We start from the raw sequence: 17,153 nt of genomic DNA, 5'->3' as shown, positions 1-17,153 counted from the left end.
GGGGGGGGGCGAGGGCCGGCTACCGGATCCGGGCTTTCGCAGTGACGAGCAGCAGGGCGGCATGGTCGACTTCGCCGTTTTTGATCTCGCGATTGAGCTTGTGTAGCACCACGGGGCAGCGCAGGCAGCGGATGCCGGATTTGCAGCACTTCTTCTTCGGTGTCATCGCAGCCAGTTTGAAGGGGTCCTTGCCGGCGAGCTTTTTCGCGGCTTTGGCGGCGTCCTTCTTCTTGCCCTTGTCGCCTTTCTTGCCCTTGGCCATGCGCGTTCCCTTCGTCGCGAATTTTCCTGAATTAGGTTAGCGTCACCTCATGCGATGTGGGGAGGCGTGGGTGCCTGACGGGTGTAATTGGGTGTTGCTTGACGACGGCTCGCTTGTCGGCCAGTGCCGCAGCGGTAAATGACGGCCAAAGGACGCAAAATCGACCAAAACGACTCAAATCTGTTCGCTGTGACCTGCGGAAATGGCGAGCGGTAGTGAGTTGTTTCGGCGACGGGCGCTCCTCGGCGTGCAGGAGTTCATTGTGCGACAGATTGGACAGTATCACCCTGGCCGCTGGGCCGATGTCACTGCTGTCAAAAGCCTGAGCCCATTAACTCGAAGCATGCATAGACGGCGTTACAACCCGAGAAACACTCGGCCCGTGTGCGACCACCTGGGGGAGGCACCTGCGGGATTCTGGCATGATCACCAGTCCTCGAAGGTCAACTCCATTCGCACCCGTACTCTGATTGAGAAGGCGGACATGGTTGTTGTCCGTTTCGGCGACCAGTACAAGCAGTGGAACGCAGCCTTCGATGCAGGTTACTGTGCTGCGCGGAACAAACCGGACAGCAACAAGCCTGCTAGGAGATTGCGAAGCCAGATGCTGGTCCTGGCTTTTCGACAGGCTCGCCAGCCTCGTCGACCATCCAGTCGATTTCCAGCTCTAGCTCGCGCTCGATGCCGGTACGCTTTCGGGAATCGACAACTTCCATCGTGGTATTAAACGATGTTGGCATGGTCATCGTCACCGCGGACTTGCCAGTGCCGAGAGTCATTTCCCCGGCGCGGATGCGAGCCGCCAGCGTCTCCAGCAAATCAGCGAGCTCTTCGCGACTGAAGCTTGCCTTGCTCTTCACCAACTTTTGATTCTTCGGGGGCGTAATCTTTTTAGGTTTCGGTGCCATGTCTTTACGTACCTTTCCAGCCGTGTCGGTATTTGTGCCACGTGGAGAATCGGCCGTCATTCCACACTGTTTTTGAAGATGCTCTAGAGGGCTTTCAGGAAGCCTGCCCACCTCCATTATCCCAATAAAAAGTTGTTTTTACCAGGGGTAATAATAAGAGGCTAGAAATTTCAATAGGTAGGTTATAAATTGTGGAAAATCCTTACGCTATGCTCTGGAGTGCAAGGTTAGTGCAAGGTCCTGAGTGTCTTAGGTGAAGAGCGCTAGTAACGGCGCCCTTCGTCAGTGCTTCAAGTGTGTCGACCGACAGCAATAGGGGAGGAGTAAGCGTCACGTGGTGTCACCTGACAACATCCTGATGTACCTTCTGCCTGAGCAAGAGGCGCAGGTTAAAGAGATCTTTGCGCAACTGGCAGAGCGTGGATTCCCGCAGCAGAATCAAAAGCCCCACATCACTGTGACTTTTGCGCCGACTATGAGACCGAAGGTAGTCCAACGAGCAGCCGAAATTCTCCCTCCGCTTATGCCAGCAGAGTTTCGCAGGGTAGGAACGGTAGTGTTCGGCACAAAGAGTAAACAGACTGTCGCATGGTTATTAGAAACAAGCGATGAGCTGGAAGAGGCTGCTCGCGCAATCAGTCGTCTCAACCCTGACGGCCGCGGCTCCCGCTGGATTCCGCACCTGACCATGGGCCTGAGAATTCCACGGGATATTGTGCCGGACTACGTGCGCGCACTTGACGAAATAACGAACCCGCACTTTAAAACTCTCAACGCGCCACGAGCTGCGTTCTGGAGTCCCAAAGTGCAGGAATTGACGGAGTTCTAGGGAGACTCCGGTACTTGTGTGCTGATGCTCCTCAGCGATTGCGTCCCGCTATTTCGCAAAAACTGTGGTTTCAGAAAACAGTAGGCTAAGAAGAAAAACTAAGCAGCATCCATAATCTTCTTTGCCTGGGCATCGAAGACCTCCAAGGCACGCTTCTTTGCCGCTTCCTTAGACTCTGGAGTTGCCTCTGGAATCTGCATGGGATCCGTCGTGTTTTCCATGTTGTCAGTTGGTACATCCGGAGTCGGGGCGGCGGACACCATTACCATTACGCCATTGACGATCCCGACAATGTCGTAGCTGGTGGCCGTAGTATCCGTGCCACCGGCGTTGATGTTCGCACTGGTCTCGTGTGCAGTGAACTCAGCTGGCTTGACGGAAAGATTTGGCTCCCACTTTTCTCGGTGCAGTTTCATTGTGGTCGTCATGTCCATGTCATTAAACATGTCCTGCATCTCAGGAGAAATCTCCTGACCTTCCATGGAGTCTTTCAGAATGTCGGAAGCATCCATCGTAGCCGTCACGTCGGAGCACTTTTCGAGGCTGTCCTCGTACTTCTGGTACGCCTCAGGATTCTTCAATATCGAGACGCTGACAGTGACGTTCTCTTCCTTAATGTCCGTGTAAGCGCCGGCAGCATTCTCCAATTCCTCAGTTGAGTTGGTGAAAGTGGCGCATTCGGCCGGTTCAAACTTCATGGAATCTTCCGAAAACATCTCCATGGCATCTTTGAACCCGGTAATCTTGTTTCCGGAGAAGTCCGCCCCTTGAACTTCATTTGTGAGTAGGAGCTGATCTTCGGCTGCAGCAGGAGCTGACCGATCTGCTTTCGTCATCTTGCTGGTCGACTCTTTGCCTGCCTCACCACCGGCATTGCTGCTTTCTTCCCCCGAGCCACATGCTGTGAGCAACGCGGCGCTTGCCAGACCCGCCACTACAGTTGTCGCAAACTTCTCCCACATTCCAGAGCTGCGCTGCTTCATGATTCCTCATTCCATCGAGCTGAATTTCAACAACCTATGCAACCCGCCCAGGAGCCCTGGGCCGGAGCCAAGCTTTTGTGAAAGAAAGAATACAAGAGCTCGTCTCAGCTCGCTTCCCCAAAACAAGAATTTCAGTCGCGTCTGCTTTACGACGCTCCGTCGGACCTCACCGCAGACTGCGCAACCTTTGCCACGGGATACATGGAGACCATTGCAATGATCGCACCGAAGACGAAAACGGGCACAAACCCGAATTTCGGCGCTGCGAAAGAAATAACAAAAGGAGCGAAGAAACCAACATAGGTCAGCGAATAGTAGATAGCGGTGGCAGCACCCAACTCGGCTGGCGGTGCGATAATTTGCACTTCGCGGAGACCGGAGACCATCATTACGCCATATGCGGCACCGAGGGTCAGAGCGGCGGGGAAAACGCTCCACACGTTCTGGGTGAGTGCGACGATGAGGCTGAGCAACATTCCGACCGTCGTTAAGCCAAGACCGAAAATAGCTGGCGGGATAAAGCTGCTGGAACTGATTCGAGTGACCAGTGGTTGCACCAGAACGCCGGTGCCCATCGTGATGCAGGCGATGAGTCCGGCAAAGGCAATGGGGTAGCTGGATTCGGCGATTGTCGGAAGGACGACGAACGATGTGCACGCGGCACCGAAGACCCACGGTGCCCAAGCGGCGACTGCCCACAGGAATCTCGGGCTTAGGGTGGCAGAGGAGAAGAACCGTTGCGGGGTGTCGCTGTGCGCTGAGGTTGGCAGTCCGCCGGAAGCGTTCCATGTCAGTGGTGTGATGCCAAGCAGCAGTGCGAGATGAACAAGATAGGGGATGACATCAGGGCGGGGAGCAAACTCCGCGACCAACCCGGAAGCCAGGGGGCCGAGGGAGAACCCGGCGGAGAGCGCAACGGTTGCGCGCCGAGCGGAAATTTGAGGTGCGACGGGCGCAATCTCTTTAATCCACGAGGCGCCGGCGGCCATTACCATACCCATCGAAATGCCGACGACAAGGCGTCCTATCAGCAGTGATGGGAAGTGGAACCAGACGCCGGTGAGTAGGACGACGGAGCCGGCGGCAGAGGTTATGAGTGCGGGCCGGATGATGGCGCGACGGCCGAGTCGGTCGGAAAGTGGGCCGCAGATGAGTAGTGCGGGGATGAGCCCTGCGACGTAGATGGCGAAGAGAAAGGTGACCTGGGACTGGTTGAGAGCATCGGTTATTCGATACGCGGGCAGGAGTGGGGCAAAGAGGTTGGCGCCAAATGCAACAGCGAACATGCCCAGGGCTACCCGAATCCAGTCTCGTGCCACGATTTGCCTCCTGTCGACTCTCATCTTTTGGGGATAGAACAGTGTGGTAACAACAATAGGCCAGCTAACAAACGCTAGCTGGCCTATTGAGTTACTCGGGTTGCCTACCCAAGTTAGTCGCTCTAGTTATTGGAGGCACCGAAAAACGCGGTAATCGGTGAGAAGAATCCCTTAGACTTCTTTGCCTTCTTAGCTGCCTTAGTCCTGCCAAGAATACGCTCAGAGATGCGGTCGGTAAGAACCCCTACCAGCTTGCCACTGCTGACGACGGGCAGCTCGCTGCGACGCCCGTCGATAAGCTGGCGAGCCCTGATGGCAGCTGGATCCTCGGGCTTGACGAAGACCTTCACAGGAGCGCCGACGGTGTTCATGTAGGCACCGCGGTCGGCGTATTCGCGGAGTTCCTTCAGTGTAATATCGCTGGTCAGGTAGCCTTCATCGTCGACGAGGAAGACACAGGTATCGTCATCGAGACCAGCAAATTCAGCTGCGTAGGTGCTCAGTGCCTCACCGACAGTGATGTCCTCCGGCAGCGCAATGTAAGAATCCGTCATGTGCATGCTTACGGTGTCGGGCAGGAGGCTGTACGGGCTGATTGAAGACTTCGGCTTGAAGAAGTTGGCGATGGTGTTCTGTGTCTGTGTCATTGTGGATCCTTTTCCAGGTATCCCAGCTCCTTTGCTAGGAGGGAATTTCTGTTGATTGAAAAATTATGGCTCCTTCGCCTATGAGTGTTGGCAATGTAATGCCGTAACTAAAGGTGGCCACTTGAGATGGACCCTTGCCTCGGGAGTCTTTCGAAACTCTCGATAAAGTGCAGGGCAGCGGCCTATGTAGATATAGGAGCCTTACCTAACGAGGTTGTTCGCTACGCAAAGGTTAACACAAGGTTACGTACGCAGTAAAGAGGAATGAACGAAAAGCTTCCTAAAGGTGGCGGAAGCTACAAGCCCATGAACTCTCGAATTGCTGGCCATTCGGCATCGGCTTGCGCCCGGCCGAGCTTGTAGTTGTGTATCAGCTTCGACCGCTTCCGCTCCGCCTTTGTGATGCTCATATTATTGGCGTAGAAAACATATGCTTGGCCTTTTCGTTCAAGCTCAGCAGCCCAATCGAGAGAGGCGTTGTAGCGCTCGTGCCTGGTGATAAGTAGCTCAGCCACCACCGGGTTACTGCGGAAAATCTGTCGCAGCAGCTGTGGGCGCTTAGGGGTGGTGCGGCGGAATCCCTTCGGACGGGTCAGAACGATGAGGAACTTCTTGAAACCATCTGCTTCTGCGGCATCGATTGGGATACCGCCTGATGATCCCAGTGCACCGTCGACGAAGGGAACGCCATCAATATAGGGCATACGCATGACGCCCGGAATCGTCGAACTGGCGCGAGTGTACTTCATCAGCGTGGGTAGATCTGGGATATCGTCCGGCCCCCAGTTGATGGTCTCGCCCGTATCCGCTCGGACAGCAGAAATCCGATAGGGAGTTGGATTGTTCTTAAAAGTCTCGTAATCCAGGGGCATGGCGCCGTCGGGAAGCCCCGCGTCTTCATAGATGTACTCGGCATCGAAATAGCCGCGCCCGCGCAACATTGGGCGCCAGCCGCTGCTGGCCGGCTGTGCAATGAAGTCAGTGAAGCTATTTATAGAGCGCTGGATATCCTGGGAAAGGTAATTGACTACGTGAGAGGCACCGGCGCTTACCCCGCCGACCCAACCGACATCGATGTCCTCGCGAAGTAGCCGTTCGACGAAAGGTGCCGTGTAACTATTGCGAGTCCCTCCGCCCTCGAAGACTAATGCTACATCGCTGACCTGCATTTATATCCCTCCGGTTGCTATCGCGCTGCTGTCTTTCGGGCGTTACGATCGTTCAAGACTACCCGAACGCCATCCATATTAGATTTCGGTTAGCGTAGTTTACGGCGCATCCTGGAGAATGACCGGCAGTAGCCCCTCGCCCATATCTGGGTTCGGCAGTACGCCCTCCGGGTCGTAGAACAAGATCTCCTTGCCCTCGTGGCTCAGACGTCGCATCGCTTCCAGAATCAACGTGCGCCCCACCGGGTTGACAACGCCAACGTGGCTGACGTCGAAGACAGCTTCGCTTTCCGACGGTGTGGAAGTCGCCAACCTGTTGAGAACAATCTCGGCCGCAGTGAAGTTGACTGGCCCCTGAATCTCGATGATCGAGCGGCCATTGCTGACGCGTGTACCGCGCAGCGCACGCGAACCAATCGCATCGGCATCCATGAGATGAAGGCCCAAATCTTCGGAGAGCTTCCGGAAGATGGCAATGCTGCGGACGCTGTTGCCGTGGTCGTTCAATCGCGGTGAAAAGGCTGCGAGACCCGCCTGTCCAGGCAGCGCGCCCAGCAAGCCGCCGGCGACACCGCTCTTGGCGGGAATTCCGACTTCGGTAAACCATTCACCGGCCTCGTCGTACATGCCGGCAATAGCCATCACGGACAAGACTCGGCGAACAACCGAGCGGCCGAGCACAGTCTGGTTGGTAACCGGGTTAACGCCGCCGTTGGCCAACACTGCGGTCATCATGGCGACATCGCGGGTGTTGACCAGCACGGAGCACTGTGCGGTGTAGCCGCGGACAGCATCGTGGGGCGTGGTTTCGATAAAACCGTAAGCTGCCAGCATATGCGCGATGGACATGTTTCGATGCGCGGAGTCCATTTCGCTTTCATAGGCGTCGTAGTCAACGCGGAGCTTGCGGCCAGCCAAAGTTGAGAGAAGCTCCACCATGTGCTTGGTGCGAGTCTTCCAGTTGGCACCTGGCTGGCATACGAACTGGTTGATCGCCAGTGCGCCGACGTTAATCATCGGATTCTTTGGTCGGTGCGTGCCTTGCTCCAGCGACAATTCGTTGAAGGCCTCACCGGAAGGCTCGGTGCCCACAATACTGTCGATTTTGTCTTTGCCGTGCTCAGTGATGGCTGCGGCATAAGCGAAGGGCTTGGACATCGACTGAATCGTGAATTCAGTATCGGTGTCGCCCGCGGTGTAGGTGCGGCCTGACACCGTGGTCATAGCTAGTGCCAGGCGGTCGGGATTAGCTTCAGCAAGGGTGGGAATATAGTCCGCTACCTCACCAGACTCATCGGGGCGGACGGATTCGACGATTTCGGACAAATAATCTTTGATCGGCGTTTTCATCAGATTCTGCTAAGTATCTTTCCTGGGGCTGAAAAATCCCGGTTGAGTCAGTGGAGTCCCGTTCGAACCTACACCAGGCAAGGCCGGCCACTGATGCTCACCTCTGTGCACTCTCACCGTGCGCGCCGGAAAAATCAGCATATCCTGGGGTATGTGAAATTCCTCAACAATCAGTCCGTGCCCTACGAGCTGACCTACAGCGATGTGTTCATGGTGCCGTCGAAGTCATCCGTCGGCTCTCGCATGGGTGTCGATTTGTCCACTAATGATGGCACCGGCACAACCATTCCGATTGTGGTGTCCAATATGACGGCCATCTCCGGGCGCCGGATGGCCGAAACCACCGCCCGCCGAGGCGGAATTGCCATCCTGCCGCAGGACGTTCCAGCTGATATTGCCGCTGAGACTATTCGCAAGGTCAAGTCCGCTGGGCTGGTTTTCGACACCCCGATCGTCGTCAAGCCTCACCACACCGCGGGGTATGCGCGCCATCTTCTGCCGAAGCGCGCGCACGGTGCGGCAGTGGTCGTGGAAGACAACAAACCGGTTGGTCTAATCACCGGCCGTGATCTGGCGGGCGTTGACAACTTTGCGCAGGTGGGGACGCTCATGTCCACTTCGCTATTTACGCTTCCGGCCGATATTGAGCCCCGTGACGCTTTCGACCAGCTCACTGCATCCGGGCGCAAGCTCGCTCCGGTGGTGGACGCCGATGGTGCGCTGGTGGGTATTCTCACGCGTAAGGGCGCGCTGCGTGCGACGCTTTACAAGCCAGCTGTCGACGCGGAGGGCAAGCTGCGCGTCGGTGCGGCGCTCGGCATCAACGGTGATGTTGAAGGGCGCGCGAAGACATTGCTCGACGCAGGTGCCGACGTGCTCGTTGTCGATACCGCACATGGTCATCAGGAATCGATGCTCCGTGCTTTACGACGAGTCCGTGCGCTCAACCCGCCTGTGCCAATTGCCGCTGGCAATGTCGTGACCGCCGATGGTGTTCGCGACCTAGCGGAGGCGGGAGCCGACATTATTAAGGTCGGCGTCGGTCCGGGTGCGATGTGCACAACCCGAATGCAGACCGGTGTTGGGCGTCCACAGTTCTCCGCCGTGCTCGAATGCGCTGCAGCTGCTCGTGAATGCGGCGTGCATATCTGGGCTGACGGTGGAGTGAAGGATCCCCGCGATGTTGCGCTTGCGTTGGCTGCGGGTGCGTCCAACGTGATGATTGGCTCGTGGTTTGCCGGCACTTTCGAGTCCCCAGGAGATGTCCAGAAGGACGTCGACGGGCGCATGTTCAAAGAGTCCTTTGGCATGGCTTCACACCGTGCGGTGGAGAGCCGAAATGCGCAGGTAGAGGCCTTTGAGAAAGCCCGGCGTGAGATGTTCGAAGAGGGCATCTCGACTGCGAAAATCTACCTGGAGCCCGGCCGCGAAGGTGTGGAGGATCAAATCGATCGCATTATCTCGGGTGTACGTTCTTCGTTTACATACGCGGGTTCGGCCACCATCGAGTAGTTCGCTGAGCGGGCAGTGGTGGGAATTCAATCCGCTGCGGGCTTTGCGGAAGGAATGCCGAGGGCGACGCGGTAGCCGTCGTCAAGCCTCTCGGGGCTAAACCGACTAGCGGTGCTGCGGGTCAATTGGTAGGTATGTAAAGACGTTGTTAGGACGCGTTTAGTACCACGTGTGAGATTGGGGAGGGGCAGGCGATTATGGGGCGGCAGGTAAGAGAAAACAGTGCTGTAACGGAGGCCGGATTGGGAGCAGGAAACGGTGCTAGAGCAGGAAGCGGGAACGCATTTTTCGCTCGCGCCTGCGTTATTGATTCCGATTTGTGCCCGTGCGGTGGGGGACTCTACGGGCAGTGCTGTGGCCCGCTGCACCGCGGTGAGCGGGAGGCTTTGACCGCAGCTGAGCTGATGGCAGCGAGGTACAGCGCTTACGCTGCCCACGAGGCGGATTACATCTGGCGGACGTGGCATCCGCGCTACCGCCCGGAAGTTATCAATGTCGATGACGGTGTCGAATGGGAAGGACTCACCATCATCAACACTGTCGATGGTGGCGAGGACGACCGCGAAGGCATCGTGGAATTTGAAGCGGCCTTTCATGACCATGAAGGTGTCGGCACGATGCACGAGCGTTCCCGTTTTGTTCGTCGTGCGCGGCGTTGGGTCTACGTCGACGGTGAGGTCACGTACTCCTAAGCGTCAGCTTTCCTAGGCCGAGGCCTTCGCTGCATTTTCCTGGTCAGACTTGTCGTGCTTGCCGTGGCCGAATGGCAGCACGGCGACAATCGCCACAATGATTGCACCCCAGATGGTGCCGAAAATCAGTGAGCCGGTGGTGTTGGCCAACCAGCCGAGGAAGCCGCCGGTAAACAGCTGCTCAAGGTTGTGGACCAGCTGGTAGGGGAGATGCCAGCCCAGCTCGTCGAGGCCGACCACCATGATGTGTCCACCGACCCACAACATGGCAAACGTGCCAATAATGCCGATCGTGTTCAGAACGATTGGCATGGCTTTGACCAGCGCCGCACCAAACTTGCTGATACCGGCTGACTCCTTGGACTGCAGGTGCAGGCCAATGTCATCAATCTTGACCAAGAAGCCCACCACGCCGTAGACCGCAAGCGTGATGATGAGTGCCACCACGATAAGAATCAGCGCGCGGTTGAGCAGCGGCTGATTAGCGACCTCATTGAGAGAAATCACCATGATTTCCGCAGAGAGAATCAAGTCGGTGAAAATTGCAGACTTCACCAGCGAATCTTCATTCTTCGGTGTGCGGTTGGTCGCCGCCTCCATCCGCTCCTGCTCAGTCTGATCCGGAGAGATTCGGTGTTTAATCTTCTCCCAGACCTTTTCCATGCCCTCAAAGCACAGGTATGAGCCACCGAGCATCAAAATCGGCGTCAGCGCCCAGGGCAGAAACTGACTGAGCAGCAGCGCAATCGGCAGAATAATGACAATTTTATTGACCAAGGAGCCCTTGGTGATACGCCAAATAATCGGCAGCTCGCGTTTCGGCGAGACCCCCTCGACGAATTTAGGCGTCACCGCAGCGTCGTCAACCACGACACCGGCGGCTTTAGCGCTAGCCTTGCCGGCCGCAGCCGCAATATCGTCTGTTGTTGCCGCTGCAGCACGTGCAATCGTGGCAACGTCGTCAAGCAGCGCGACAAGTCCGCCTGCCATAAAAACCTCCCGTATTGGAGGACGCGACCAGGAGCCGTCGTCGTATCAAAGAATTACCGGAGCAATTTTAACCGCTTTCCCGGATTGACTCTGTGTTGTCGCTAGGGCGTCGATATCCTGTCGATAGTTCACGTGCTCCTCTGAACGTGGGCACGTGGCAAGATATAGGCCATGAACGCTTCCTTCTCCGAAATCTACCGACAGGTCAATGCGGACAACTCGGACAACGCTGGCACCGGGGCAGACACCAGCAACGACGCCCACTCCGAGGAACAACAGCGCCCGGCGCGCCCCCGCATGGCACTGGTAGTCGTCGACGCTCAGAATGATTTTTCCGCGGGTGGCGCACTTGCCGTCGACGGTGCTGAGGCAGCGTACACCGCTACATATCTGCATGTTGCGGGCACAGCGAATAAGTACTCGGTTCTTGCGACCACCCGTGACAATCACATCGACCCAGGCACGCACTTCTCTGAAACCCCGGATTTCGTCGATACCTGGCCGAAACACTGTGTTGCAGGTACCCCGGGCGCAGAGATTCACCCCGGCATGCAGCGCGCCATCGCGTTTTTTGAGCAGCTCAACCCCGCTGCTGTGCGTATCGATGTCACAAAAGGGGAGTACGCCGCCGCCTACTCCGGTTTCGAGGGAACAACGGAGGCTGGCGTTTCGCTTGCCGACGCTCTCCGCGCCTCTGACATCGAAGAAATCGATGTGGTGGGAGTTGCGACTGACCACTGCGTCCGCGCCACAGTGCTCGATGGCCTCAAGGAGGGCTTTTCCGTTCGTGTTCTGAGCAATCAGGTCGCGGCGGTGGACCCGGAGCGCGGCAAGGCTGCACTAGCGGAATTGGCCGCGGCGGGCGCGACAGTGGTGTAGTGCTGCGACGTTGACCGTCAAACAATCCGCCTAGCCGCTTAGCTAGGCGCCTCGGCAGCCGCCTAGTTAAAAGTCACCATATCCAGGTCGACCTCGCGGAGGTGGCGGTGGTTGGACGCTGTTTCCACATAACGCCCTGCATGGGCGATGAAGCCCTCTGCTTCCTCGGCGGAGAGTTCACGACGCACCTTGGCGGGAACGCCTGCAGCCAGCGACCTGGGGTCGATAATCTGATCTTCCAACACCACGGCACCTGCAGCAATGAGGCTGCCAGCGCCGATACGGGAACGCGAAAGCAGGGTGGACTTCATGCCGATGAGGCAACCATTTTCAACCGTGGTGCCGTGGACCAAGGCCATGTGTCCGACGGTGACATCATCGCCGAGAATTGTGGGCACACCTCGGTCGACATGGACTGTGGAGTTGTCCTGAATATTGGTGCGCTGGCCGATGCGGATCGGTGCGACGTCTCCTCGGAGAACAGAACCGTAGAACACGGAGCTATCCGCACCGATTTCGACATCACCGATAATGACCGCGCCGGGCGCAATCCAGGCGCTGGAATGAATGCGTGGGGTCTTATCTTGGTAGGTGAGAATGAGCGGAGTGTTCATCATACAAACCAATATAACTGTCACCTGAGGTCAGCGTAAGAAAAATTCTCAGCGAAACTCTATTCGTCGAAGGGTGCAATTCTGCTTGGACGCGCATACAGTGGGCGACATGATTTTTATCGTTGTGAATTACCAAGTTAAGCCGGAGTTTGCCGACGAATGGATGGACCACGTCGCTGAGTTCACCGCTGCCACCCGCGCAGAGGCTGGCAACAAGTGGTTTGAATGGTCCCGCAGCGTAGAAGACCCCAACCAGTACATCCTCGTCGAGGCGTTCGATGATGACGCTGGTGAAGCCCACGTCAATTCCGAGCACTTCGCCAAGGGCCTGGAGGCGATGAAGCCGCTGCTCGCTGAGACCCCGAAGATTGTCTCGCAGGTGCTGCCTGATAAGCAGGACTGGGATCGCATGGGCGAGCTGCAGGTCGACTAATGTCCTCTGACACCATTCGCGATAGCGCAGCCGCTTCCAGCAGCGACACCTATTCTCTGATTGGGCGTGGCCTGCGTATTGGCTCCGCTGTGCTGGCCTCTGCTCTCGTCGTTGGTCTCAGTGCTTGTGGAGATAGCGATGAGGCAGCCCTCGAGGGTAGCCAGAATCAGTCAAGCCAGGAGCAGAGTGCTGTTGCCTCCACTGCCGCCATTCGGGATAACTTGGCTCAGCTGGCGGCAGATACTGCGGCGCTGAAGACAGCATCGCAGACGCTGATTGCAAAGGAATCGGTCTCGGAAGAGACTCGAAAGATTGCGCAGCAGGCGGAGCCAATCTTTGCTGAAGAGGAAGCGCAGCTAGTCAAGACTCTCGGCGTCGATGTTGATCCGTCGGAGACCAAGCTCGACACCGCCACCATGACTCGCCTCGAGAACGAGGAGGGGCCACACGCAGATATGGCTTATCTGACGTTGATGGAAGGCAGCCTGGATAAGATGCTCGGACAGTGGGAAGAGCTGGAAAAGCATGGCGGAAACGACCTGCAAGAGTTGGCACGCTCTTCTCAGCAGCAGCTGGAAGATATTCAGCAGGCGCTGGAAAAACGTATGCAGTACTAGCCGCTGCCCAAAGCTCGTGGGGGGGGAAATTCAAGTAAAAAGTCCTGCAAAGCGTGCCCGGGGAACCGGGGAAGTGAGTAGCGTGTAAATAAAGCCAGTGCGCTGTGATCGTCGTCAAGCGAATGCGCACTCGGATGAAGCACAATGCTGGCTAATAACCCAGAGTAGAAGGTAGGAAAACACGCCAATGGCAAATAGTATCTCGCGAGTAGGTATCGTCGGCGCCGGTCAGATGGGCTCCGGAATTATTGAGGTCTGTGCGAAGGCCGGTAGCGATGTCAAGGTCTGGGAGGCCAAGGAGGAGTTCCTTGAGTCCGGTCGCGCCCGTATTGAAAAGTCGCTGGATAAGGCCGTTTCCCGTGGCAAGCTAGAGCAGTCTGCACGTGATGAGATTCTGGGGCGTATTAGCTTCACCACCAAGCTGGAAGACTTCGCTGACCGTGAGCTGGTCATCGAGGCCATCGTGGAGAACCCAGAAGTAAAGGCCAGCGTATTCTCGCAGCTCGATGAAATTGTTGAGTCAGAAGATGCCATCCTGGCTTCCAACACCTCCTCGCTGCCGATTCAGTCCATTGCTGCAGCTACCAAGCGCCCGGAGCGCGTCATGGGTCTGCACTTCTTCAACCCGGTTCCGGTTCTGCCTCTGGTAGAGCATGTCGTTACTCTGACGACCGGTGATGTTCAGTCGGAGCGTGCGTACGAGTACGCTTCCGAGGCGCTGGGCAAGACCGTCATTCGCGCTAAGGATCGCTCGGGCTTCATTGTTAACGCCCTGCTGGTTCCGTACATCCTCGGCGCTATTCGCATGCTGCAGGACGGCATTGCTACTGCAGAAGACATCGATGCCGGAATGGTCAATGGCTGTGCGCACCCGATGGGTCCGCTGACTCTGGCCGACATGGTTGGTCTGGACACCATCAAGTTCATTGCCGATGCCATGTTCGATGAGTACAAGGAGCCGACTTACGCGGCACCTCCGCTGCTCAAGCGCATGGTTGAGGCGGGTCACTTCGGTCGCAAGTCCGGCCGTGGCTTCTACGACTACTCCAAGTAGTCCACGCTTTTAGCCCCGTTTGGGGCGAGTATTGAATTCTTACCGGTTGACGGGCTTTTGTCCCGCCAACCGGTTTCTTTTATGCATTTATCAGTGAAAACCCGGAGTCTAAGGGGGAAAGTTCCCACGATTGGCCCTAGCATTTTGAAAACTTGTTTCTTTTCAACGCGCCGAAACCTCACAGTGCGCTTAACATAAGTGAAGATTTTGTCAGACCTTGGCTTATAGAGCACTTCACAACTGGTGCCTCCCACGCAGCAATCTGGAAAGGAATGCTTCAGTGTCTTCTTTGAAGCCGCACAAGCGCACTGCAACACGTACTCGCGTCGGCGCTGCTACCGCAGCAATGGCAGTTGTAATGGGGCTTACACCGGCAACGGCCGTGGCAGCTCCGGTCAACCCGTTGGCCGAGCTCGGCAACCGCCTGGACTCTGTTTCTGATTTTCCAGCTAATGTGGCAGCTCCAGATGGAATCAAGCTCCCCGGCGGTGGCTTCGAGGTCCCGGATTCCATCTCGCTGCCGTCATCTTCCGGTGAAAACACCGACCCGAATGCGCCGAAGCCAACCTCGTATCGCCCGGACCAGATTGCACGCGCGTACCCGTCGGATGCCGCCACCGATAACTGGTTCTACTTCTACGTTGTGCATCCTTTCGTGGAGCTGGAGAAGAACCACCCAGAGGTTATGGACCAGAACCTCGAAACGGTCGTCCGCATTAACAACGCTGCCAAGAATGACCCGCAGGCACAGGAACTCGCTCTTGATGACGACTACCTGGACCCACTGGCCAATATTTCCACTGCTTTCGGTGCAAACCTGGGCCAGCACTTCCGTGATGCCTACGACGAGGATCGCCTGCCGAAGGTAAAGGCCCTGCTGTCCGGCAACCTTGCTCGCGGCGGCGGTCTGGTCAGCTCGACCTTCTTCGAGAAGTACGTCTACGGCTACGATCGCCCATTTGTGGTGGCGCCGGAGCGCATCGAGCGCTACTACCGCGAAGGTCAGGACGACCCGTACTCGACCACCCCGTCCTACCCGTCGGGCCACACCAACAAGGCTGCATGGACTTCAACCATGCTGGCTATGATGCTGCCGGAGGTTGCACCGCAGATTCAGGCGCGTGCGTCCGAGGCTGGTCATTCTCGCCTTGTCATGGGCGTCCACTACCCGCTGGACGTTATGGGCGGCCGCATGATGGGCAACCAGGCCGCAGCTGATCGTTGGGCAGACCCAGAGTTCCGCCCACTCATCGAAGAAGCCATGGATGAGCTGCGTACGGAGCTCGAGTACCGCTGTGGCGACACCATCGCCAACTGCGTTGCCAAGGACACTCCGTACATGAGCACCGCAGCTGCCGTTCAGCAGTACACCGAACGCATGACCTACGACTTCAAGCAGGTTGGCCCGGCTAACGAGCCAGTTGTTGTTCCGAAGCGTTACGCAGGTTTGCTGGAGACCCGCTTCCCGCAGCTGACTGAGGAACAGCGCAGCTCCGTCCTCGCTCAGACCGCAATCCCATCCGGCTACCCGCTCGATCGCACTGACGGTGAGGGCCAGCACGTTCGCATGAACCTGGCTCGCGCTCTGGCCGCCAACGTTGTTGTCAACGCCGACGGCAGCGTCACTGTCACCAACTAAAACGTCAACTACAAGCGCAGGGCCGCGTCAAGACGGTCCAGGGCCTCACCGAGGATTTCCGGGGAGGTCGCAAAGTTAAGCCGCACATGCCCAACCCCGCCTTCGCCGAATGCGAAGCCGGGGTTGAGTGCTATTTTGGCGTTTTCAACCAGCCACGCAGCTGGGTCCTCACTGTCAACACCAGGCACGTCACCCAAGTCCAACCACGCCAAAAATGATGCTTGCGGTGGGGTAAAGCGAGCCTGTGGCGCAATAGTGGACAAACGTGTTCGCAGAGTCTCACGGTTGGTGCGCAGGACATCGACAAAATTGTCCAGCCAGGGCACGCCATCGCGGTAGGCGGCGGTGGCCGCGACGACACCAAGAATAGAAGCGCCTTCGCGAACAATGAAGGGCAGCTCCAGCCAGGTTTTGGCATCTTCGTCGTTAAAGATGATTTGCGCACACTTGAGGCCGGCGGTATTCCAGCCCTTCGAGGTAGCAGTCACCGTGATAGTCACGGCCGCCGCGGTATCCGACACCGACGCGGTTGGAGTGTGAGTGCCATCTAGAACAACTGGGCCGTGAATCTCGTCTGAGATAACGCGCGCACCAAAGCGAGCGGCTAAATCGGTAATCTCACGCAGTTTTTCGGGGGAGTAGGTAAAGCCGAGAGGATTATTCGGGTTACACAAGATCAGGCAACCGGCACCGTCGGCGAAGGCGCGTTCGAGGGCGCCGAGATCCGGGCCGTCGGCAAGCGTGGGAATGCACACTGTCTCGCGTCCCAGCGCGGGACCTACCTGGAAAAACGGCATGTAGGCGGGAGTGGGGACGACAATTGCGGAATCGGGGCGGGTGAAGCGTTCAACCGCGAGTGTGACACCGCGGACGACGTCAGCGACGGCAAAGATATTGTCGGGGTTCGGGCGCCATCCGTAGCGTTGTGCAGAAAAGTCCGCGGTTGCGGTCGTAAGCGCGGTGATGTCCTGCGAGAGGTATCCGAATTGTTCGCGCTGACACGCCTCGTCGATTGCGGCACTGACGGCAGGACAGGTTGTGGCATCGGATTCGGCGACCCACAGTGGCAGCACGTCCGGTGAATATGCGGTCCATTTGACTGTCCTGCGGGAGCGGAGTTCATCGAGGGAGGGGAAGGTGACAGCGTTATTTACACTCATAGTTTCCGTGTATACAGAAAAAGCGGGAAGTCCGAAGACTCCCCGCTTTATCCAGTAGCTACGGCCACATCAGAAGCAGCCGCGGCAATGGCCAGC

17 protein-coding genes and 2 pseudogenes are annotated in these 17,153 nt (G+C 57.2%); 9 read left to right on the top strand and 10 right to left on the bottom strand.

Annotation, left to right across the window (positions count from 1 at the left end):
- Nucleotides 1–19: 19 nt before the first annotated feature.
- On the bottom strand, nt 20–262 hold the full coding sequence (locus HMPREF2547_RS10065) for a hypothetical protein (protein WP_016423152.1): 243 nt from the start codon (nt 260–262) through the stop codon (nt 20–22).
- 388 nt (nt 263–650) lie between these two features.
- Between HMPREF2547_RS10065 and HMPREF2547_RS10670 the strand changes: the two are divergent.
- Nucleotides 651–830: pseudogene (locus HMPREF2547_RS10670) on the top strand (YtoQ family protein); the annotation flags it as partial.
- Between the two features lie 16 nt (nt 831–846).
- Here the strand turns inward: HMPREF2547_RS10670 and HMPREF2547_RS10060 are convergent.
- Nucleotides 847–1,170, bottom strand: a complete 324-nt coding sequence (locus HMPREF2547_RS10060; RefSeq protein ID WP_168161663.1) for an amphi-Trp domain-containing protein — start codon at nt 1,168–1,170, stop codon at nt 847–849.
- Nucleotides 1,171–1,504: 334 nt separating this feature from the next.
- Between HMPREF2547_RS10060 and HMPREF2547_RS10055 the strand changes: the two genes are divergently transcribed.
- Complete coding sequence (locus HMPREF2547_RS10055; protein WP_016423149.1) at nt 1,505–1,999, top strand: 2'-5' RNA ligase family protein; 495 nt, start codon at nt 1,505–1,507, stop codon at nt 1,997–1,999.
- Between the two features lie 98 nt (nt 2,000–2,097).
- On the opposite strand, the gene HMPREF2547_RS10050 is transcribed toward HMPREF2547_RS10055, so the two are convergent.
- From HMPREF2547_RS10050 to HMPREF2547_RS10030, 5 genes are all read right to left on the bottom strand, one after another.
- A complete protein-coding gene (locus tag HMPREF2547_RS10050; protein ID WP_070605726.1) occupies nt 2,098–2,982 on the bottom strand; it encodes a hypothetical protein in 885 nt (294 codons plus the stop codon).
- A 146-nt stretch (nt 2,983–3,128) separates the two neighbouring features.
- Nucleotides 3,129–4,301: an MFS transporter gene (locus HMPREF2547_RS10045; protein WP_083296893.1), complete on the bottom strand. Its 1,173-nt coding sequence runs from the start codon at nt 4,299–4,301 to the stop codon at nt 3,129–3,131.
- Nucleotides 4,302–4,423: 122 nt separating this feature from the next.
- Nucleotides 4,424–4,948 carry a CBS domain-containing protein gene (locus HMPREF2547_RS10040; RefSeq protein WP_070605724.1) on the bottom strand — a complete coding sequence of 175 codons (525 nt, stop codon included), beginning with the start codon at nt 4,946–4,948 and terminating at the stop codon, nt 4,424–4,426.
- Between the two features lie 296 nt (nt 4,949–5,244).
- A complete protein-coding gene (locus HMPREF2547_RS10035) occupies nt 5,245–6,117 on the bottom strand; it encodes a patatin-like phospholipase family protein (protein ID WP_070605722.1) in 873 nt (290 codons plus the stop codon).
- Nucleotides 6,118–6,216: 99 nt separating this feature from the next.
- Nucleotides 6,217–7,467, bottom strand: coding sequence for a glutaminase (locus HMPREF2547_RS10030; protein ID WP_070605720.1), 1,251 nt, complete (start codon nt 7,465–7,467; stop codon nt 6,217–6,219).
- Between the two features lie 153 nt (nt 7,468–7,620).
- Here HMPREF2547_RS10030 and HMPREF2547_RS10025 point away from each other — a divergent pair.
- Nucleotides 7,621–9,054, top strand: a pseudogene (locus HMPREF2547_RS10025) (GuaB1 family IMP dehydrogenase-related protein).
- A gap of 311 nt (nt 9,055–9,365) precedes the next feature.
- Nucleotides 9,366–9,671, top strand: coding sequence for a YchJ family protein (locus HMPREF2547_RS10020; protein WP_317196941.1), 306 nt, complete (start codon nt 9,366–9,368; stop codon nt 9,669–9,671).
- A 12-nt stretch (nt 9,672–9,683) separates the two neighbouring features.
- Here HMPREF2547_RS10020 and HMPREF2547_RS10015 read toward each other — a convergent pair whose 3' ends face one another.
- A complete protein-coding gene (locus HMPREF2547_RS10015) occupies nt 9,684–10,661 on the bottom strand; it encodes a DUF808 domain-containing protein (RefSeq protein ID WP_070605719.1) in 978 nt (325 codons plus the stop codon).
- A gap of 171 nt (nt 10,662–10,832) precedes the next feature.
- Here HMPREF2547_RS10015 and HMPREF2547_RS10010 point away from each other — a divergent pair, with 171 nt between their 5' ends.
- On the top strand, nt 10,833–11,540 hold the full coding sequence (locus tag HMPREF2547_RS10010) for an isochorismatase family protein (protein ID WP_070438728.1): 708 nt from the start codon (nt 10,833–10,835) through the stop codon (nt 11,538–11,540).
- 62 nt (nt 11,541–11,602) lie between these two features.
- Here HMPREF2547_RS10010 and HMPREF2547_RS10005 read toward each other — a convergent pair whose 3' ends face one another.
- Nucleotides 11,603–12,157 (bottom strand): gamma carbonic anhydrase family protein, encoded by a 555-nt coding sequence (locus HMPREF2547_RS10005; protein ID WP_005510604.1) that lies wholly within the window; start codon nt 12,155–12,157, stop codon nt 11,603–11,605.
- 106 nt (nt 12,158–12,263) lie between these two features.
- Here HMPREF2547_RS10005 and HMPREF2547_RS10000 point away from each other — a divergent pair, with 106 nt between their 5' ends.
- The 4 genes from HMPREF2547_RS10000 to HMPREF2547_RS09985 all read left to right on the top strand — a co-directional run bounded on the left by HMPREF2547_RS10000 (nt 12,264) and on the right by HMPREF2547_RS09985 (nt 15,897).
- Nucleotides 12,264–12,587 carry a putative quinol monooxygenase gene (locus HMPREF2547_RS10000; RefSeq protein WP_038629105.1) on the top strand — a complete coding sequence of 108 codons (324 nt, stop codon included), beginning with the start codon at nt 12,264–12,266 and terminating at the stop codon, nt 12,585–12,587.
- Complete coding sequence (locus tag HMPREF2547_RS09995) at nt 12,587–13,204, top strand: hypothetical protein (protein ID WP_049189381.1); 618 nt, start codon at nt 12,587–12,589, stop codon at nt 13,202–13,204. The genes HMPREF2547_RS10000 and HMPREF2547_RS09995 overlap by 1 nt, the downstream gene beginning before the upstream one ends.
- 187 nt (nt 13,205–13,391) lie before the next feature.
- Entirely contained in the window at nt 13,392–14,258 is an 867-nt protein-coding gene (locus HMPREF2547_RS09990) for a 3-hydroxybutyryl-CoA dehydrogenase (protein WP_016423138.1), read from the top strand.
- A 280-nt stretch (nt 14,259–14,538) separates the two neighbouring features.
- Nucleotides 14,539–15,897 carry an acid phosphatase gene (locus HMPREF2547_RS09985; protein WP_070605717.1) on the top strand — a complete coding sequence of 453 codons (1,359 nt, stop codon included), beginning with the start codon at nt 14,539–14,541 and terminating at the stop codon, nt 15,895–15,897.
- An 8-nt stretch (nt 15,898–15,905) separates the two neighbouring features.
- On the opposite strand, the gene HMPREF2547_RS09980 is transcribed toward HMPREF2547_RS09985, so the two are convergent.
- Nucleotides 15,906–17,057: a MalY/PatB family protein gene (locus tag HMPREF2547_RS09980; RefSeq protein WP_070605715.1), complete on the bottom strand. Its 1,152-nt coding sequence runs from the start codon at nt 17,055–17,057 to the stop codon at nt 15,906–15,908.
- Nucleotides 17,058–17,153 lie beyond the last annotated feature (96 nt).

The organism is Corynebacterium sp. HMSC055G02, from assembly GCF_001809065.1.
Taxonomy (GTDB): domain Bacteria; phylum Actinomycetota; class Actinomycetes; order Mycobacteriales; family Mycobacteriaceae; genus Corynebacterium; species Corynebacterium jeikeium_D.
The sequence above is the reverse complement of the archived record's forward strand: the minus strand, read 5'-3'. Positions and strand labels throughout refer to the sequence as shown.

Coding starts and splice junctions, on each gene's coding strand:
- HMPREF2547_RS10065 (WP_016423152.1), bottom strand. CDS start 262: ATGGCCAAGGGCAAGAAAGGCGACAAGGGCAAGAAGAAGGACGCCGCC.
- HMPREF2547_RS10060 (WP_168161663.1), bottom strand. CDS start 1,170: ATGGCACCGAAACCTAAAAAGATTACGCCCCCGAAGAATCAAAAGTTG.
- HMPREF2547_RS10050 (WP_070605726.1), bottom strand. CDS start 2,982: ATGAAGCAGCGCAGCTCTGGAATGTGGGAGAAGTTTGCGACAACTGTA.
- HMPREF2547_RS10040 (WP_070605724.1), bottom strand. CDS start 4,948: ATGACACAGACACAGAACACCATCGCCAACTTCTTCAAGCCGAAGTCT.
- HMPREF2547_RS10035 (WP_070605722.1), bottom strand. CDS start 6,117: ATGCAGGTCAGCGATGTAGCATTAGTCTTCGAGGGCGGAGGGACTCGC.
- HMPREF2547_RS10030 (WP_070605720.1), bottom strand. CDS start 7,467: ATGAAAACGCCGATCAAAGATTATTTGTCCGAAATCGTCGAATCCGTC.
- HMPREF2547_RS10015 (WP_070605719.1), bottom strand. CDS start 10,661: ATGGCAGGCGGACTTGTCGCGCTGCTTGACGACGTTGCCACGATTGCA.
- HMPREF2547_RS10010 (WP_070438728.1), top strand. CDS start 10,833: ATGAACGCTTCCTTCTCCGAAATCTACCGACAGGTCAATGCGGACAAC.
- HMPREF2547_RS10005 (WP_005510604.1), bottom strand. CDS start 12,157: ATGATGAACACTCCGCTCATTCTCACCTACCAAGATAAGACCCCACGC.
- HMPREF2547_RS10000 (WP_038629105.1), top strand. CDS start 12,264: ATGATTTTTATCGTTGTGAATTACCAAGTTAAGCCGGAGTTTGCCGAC.
- HMPREF2547_RS09995 (WP_049189381.1), top strand. CDS start 12,587: ATGTCCTCTGACACCATTCGCGATAGCGCAGCCGCTTCCAGCAGCGAC.
- HMPREF2547_RS09990 (WP_016423138.1), top strand. CDS start 13,392: ATGGCAAATAGTATCTCGCGAGTAGGTATCGTCGGCGCCGGTCAGATG.
- HMPREF2547_RS09980 (WP_070605715.1), bottom strand. CDS start 17,057: ATGAGTGTAAATAACGCTGTCACCTTCCCCTCCCTCGATGAACTCCGC.